The sequence below is a fragment of the Neisseria sp. P0021.S005 genome (genome assembly GCF_051956955.1).
Genome location: NZ_JBQCWY010000303.1, coordinates 1 through 3611, shown reverse-complemented (window position 1 = coordinate 3611; position 3611 = coordinate 1). Strand labels below are relative to the sequence as shown.

General features: G+C 45.0%; 5 protein-coding genes and 2 tRNA genes. 3 read left to right on the top strand and 4 right to left on the bottom strand.

Annotated elements, in window-relative coordinates:
* A partial coding sequence (gene mraW / locus ACTHUE_RS13150) for a 16S rRNA (cytosine(1402)-N(4))-methyltransferase (protein WP_440423679.1) occupies positions 1 to 374 on the bottom strand: 374 nt, incomplete at its 3' end.
* Complete coding sequence (mraZ, locus tag ACTHUE_RS13145) at positions 371 to 826, bottom strand: division/cell wall cluster transcriptional repressor MraZ (RefSeq protein ID WP_039861849.1); 456 nt, start codon at positions 824 to 826, stop codon at positions 371 to 373. The genes mraW and mraZ, both read right to left, overlap by 4 nt.
* Before the next feature lie 402 nt (positions 827 to 1228).
* Here mraZ and ACTHUE_RS13140 point away from each other — a divergent pair, with 402 nt between their 5' ends.
* From ACTHUE_RS13140 to ACTHUE_RS13130, 3 genes are all read left to right on the top strand, one after another.
* A complete protein-coding gene (locus tag ACTHUE_RS13140) occupies positions 1229 to 2380 on the top strand; it encodes a class I SAM-dependent methyltransferase (RefSeq protein WP_049335342.1) in 1152 nt (383 codons plus the stop codon).
* A gap of 106 nt (positions 2381 to 2486) precedes the next feature.
* Positions 2487 to 2563 (top strand) — tRNA-Met (locus tag ACTHUE_RS13135).
* A gap of 6 nt (positions 2564 to 2569) precedes the next feature.
* Positions 2570 to 2645, top strand: a tRNA-Ala gene (locus tag ACTHUE_RS13130).
* Positions 2646 to 2784: 139 nt separating this feature from the next.
* Here ACTHUE_RS13130 and ACTHUE_RS13125 read toward each other — a convergent pair.
* Positions 2785 to 3189 carry a ClpXP protease specificity-enhancing factor gene (locus ACTHUE_RS13125; protein ID WP_049335344.1) on the bottom strand — a complete coding sequence of 135 codons (405 nt, stop codon included), beginning with the start codon at positions 3187 to 3189 and terminating at the stop codon, positions 2785 to 2787.
* 11 nt (positions 3190 to 3200) lie between these two features.
* On the bottom strand, positions 3201 to 3611 hold a 411-nt coding region (locus tag ACTHUE_RS13120), incomplete at its 5' end, for a glutathione binding-like protein (protein ID WP_440423677.1).

Here is a 3611-nt window from a genome sequence, read left to right as displayed (position 1 = left end):
GCATCAAAGCGGAAACTGAATCCGCGGCTGCCATCGTCAATTTGCGGCGACGAAATCCCCAAATCAAAAAGCGCACCGTCAATCTTATCGATGCCCAATTCATCCAAGGCCGTCTGAAATGTTTCAAAACCATTGTGTACGACACTGACACGTTTATCTTGCACCGCCAGCTCATTGGCTACCGCAATCGCCTCAGGGTCTTTGTCAAAAACAACCAAACGACCCTGCTTGCCCAAACGCGACAAAATCAGCCGGGAATGCCCTCCCCTGCCGAACGTACCGTCCACATAAATCCCATCTTCACGGATTGCCAACGCATCCACCGCCTCATGCAACAAGACAGTAACATGCTGATAATTTTCAACTTTACTCACAATTGCAAATCCGTTTGACTCAATTGGAAAGCCAATTCATCAGGATCGATATCCAAAGCCTGATTCATTTCCTCTTCCCAATGTTCGCGGCCCCACAACTCCATACGGTTTGCACGGCCAACCAAAGTAACTTCTTTTTCAAAATCTACGCGTTTGCGCAGATTGGCCGGAATCAAAACGCGTCCGGCGCTATCCCACTCCAAAATCTCCGCATTGTGCAGCAGCAAATTCTGATACCGTTGCAAAGCTTCATTGCCGGCCACTTTCAACTTCAAAATCTGCTCGGCTTTTTCTTCCCAAACGGGCTCGGGGTACATCAATAATTTTTTTCGGGAATCCAGTGTGACCACAATTGCAGGCGTATAACGGCGCAGCAAAATATCGCGGAATTTGGCAGGAATCGCCAACCGCCCTTTACTGTCCATACTCAATTCATGAGCACCGCCAAACACATTACACCCCAAATTCGATTAAAATAAAACTAGAGTGGGATTAAAAATCCCACCTTCCTAAAATATTTCGTCTTCACTTCTACGGAACACTTTTTAGGAAAAAGTAACCACTTTCACCCACTATGCCCCACCAACCGACACTATAAGAAATTTTGGCAATCAGGTCAAATCAACCCTTTATCTGAAATGAAACACTAAACACTTAAAATTCAATAGCTTATATATACAAAAATGCATGACAAATTAATATGCTAGCCATTTTATATGGCATAAAACACCATATCTAGTATTGTTTATGTTTTTAAAATACTACATATAGTATTTTTACACCCGATTACCACCCCTCTCACAAGGGGCTATAATATACAAACAAATTCAAATTTTTTACATTATCTAACAGTCATGAAGCCACAACTCCCCCTTCCTTCCCCTGATGCACAAGCCTCTTCAGCACACCTGACCAAGCTTATAAAAAACGAAATTGAACAACATCAAAACTGGATACCCTTCTCCCGTTTTATGGAGCTTGCCCTTTACACACCTCAATACGGCTATTACAGCGGAGGCAGCCATAAAATCGGTACGGACGGCGACTTCATTACCGCCCCCACCCTCTCCCCCCTATTCGGACAAACCCTTGCCAAACAACTTGCCGAATTACTGCCGCAAACAGCAGGCAATATCTATGAATTTGGTGCAGGTACAGGTCATCTCGCTGCCACACTCTTGCAAAACCTTTCAGACGGCCTAAATCATTACTATATTATCGAACTATCAGCAGAGCTTGCAGAGAGACAACGCCAACATATTCTTGAACATACTTCCCCCGAAGCAGCCACAAAAGTCATCCACCTCACCACATTACCCGAACACTTTGACGGCATCATCATCGGCAACGAAGTATTGGATGCCATGCCGGTGGAACGCTTGATTTATCAAGATGAAGGGTTTCAACAAATCGGCGTGAGCCTAGAGAATGACGAGCTAATCGAAGCCATCAGACCATTGACCCAAGCCGAACTGATACAAACAGCCTCCTTGTACCTCCCTCCCCTCCATTCATACACAAGCGAGCTACATCCTGCACAATATGCCTTTATCCAAACCCTGGCCGCCAAATTGCAGCGCGGCGGTATGATATTTATCGATTACGGCTTCGACGCCGCCCAGTATTACCATCCGCAACGCAAAGAAGGCACATTTATCGGCCACTATCGCCACCACACCATCCATGACCCATTTTTCAACATCGGCCTGACCGATCTGACTGCACATGTCAATTTCACCGATATTGCACGCGCCGGCATAGAATCAGGTTTGGACTTAATCGGCTACCTGCCCCAATCTTATTTCCTGCTCAATCTCGGCATCACCGATTTGCTGGCACAAATCGGCAGCCCAGATTCAGTTGAATACATCCAAGCAGCCGCCGCAGTACAGAAACTGATACATCAGCATGAAATGGGCGAACTTTTTAAAGTGATCGCTTTTGGCAAAAACATCGATATCGACTGGGCAGGCTTTAGCCACGGCGATATTTGCCATAAGCTATAGCCTGACAACCTACTTTTTATTTTTTAAAAACAATAAGAAATAAAAAAAACCAAAATTAGCGCTTGCCAAATATTCAAAAAAAACTATAATAGCGACTTCACGAAACGGCGAATTAGCTCAGTCGGTTAGAGCAGAGGAATCATAATCCTTGTGTCCGGGGTTCGAGTCCCTGATTCGCCACCAAATTTCGGGGGTATAGCTCAGTTGGTAGAGCGCTTGCATGGCATGCAAGAGGTCAGCGGTTCGATCCCGCTTACCTCCACCACTAAACAAAAAAGCTCTTGTTAAACGCAAGAGCTTTTTTGTTTGGCTTAATTAATAACTGATTGCTCATTAATTTTGCCATTTCAATACCCAATCAATAAAGGCCGTCTGAAACATTTCAGACGGCCTTTTATCTTTAATTACTTCACAAGCTTCAATACTTTTTTCGGTTTTTCTTCCGCAGATTCAGCTTTTTTATCTTCGGCCACTGCAGCTTCGATAGAAGCAGGCTGATATGGTTCTACCTCAAACCCCATACCCTCTCCACTTTCGCGGCCAAATATACTGACAATATGACCGACCGGAATCCAAATCTCGTGCGCTACGCCGGAAAAGCGTGCAGAAAAATTGACCCACTCGTTGTCGATATTCAAGTTATGGCTGGCAGTAGGGCCAATATTTAAAACAATCTCATTGTCGCGTACATACTGCATCGGCACACGGGTATGTTCATTTACCCAAGCCACGATATGCGGTGTTTGGTTATTATCCAAACACCATTCATACAAAGCACGCAACAAATACGGTTTGGTTGAAGTTGCCATAGATCCGTCCTTTAACGGCGCATGGCTTTTTCAGCCGGTGTCAATGCTTCAATAAAGGCTTCGCGTTGGAAAATACGCTCGGCGTACTTCAGCAAAGGCGCAGCAGATTTACCCAGTTTGATGTCGTAATAGTCCAAACGCCACAACAGTGGAGATAAGGCAACATCAATCATGGAGAAGTCATCGCCCAAGATGTATTTGTTTTTAGTAAAAGACGGTGCCAACAGTGTCAAACCATTGCCAATGGCTTCACGCGCTTTGGCTTGTTCTTTATTGGTAGATTCAGGGTTTTCCAACACTTGCACCAAGCTGAACAATTCTTTTTCCATACGGTACAGTACCAAACGGCCGCGACCGCGCATAACAGGATCACCCGGCATCAACTGAGGATGAGGGAAACGCTCGTCAATGTATTCGTTGAT

Excerpts from the sequence above, each read along its gene's own strand:
- ACTHUE_RS13140 (WP_049335342.1), top strand. The coding sequence starts at position 1,229 with ATGAAGCCACAACTCCCCCTTCCTTCCCCTGATGCACAAGCCTCTTCA.
- ACTHUE_RS13125 (WP_049335344.1), bottom strand. The coding sequence starts at position 3,189 with ATGGCAACTTCAACCAAACCGTATTTGTTGCGTGCTTTGTATGAATGG.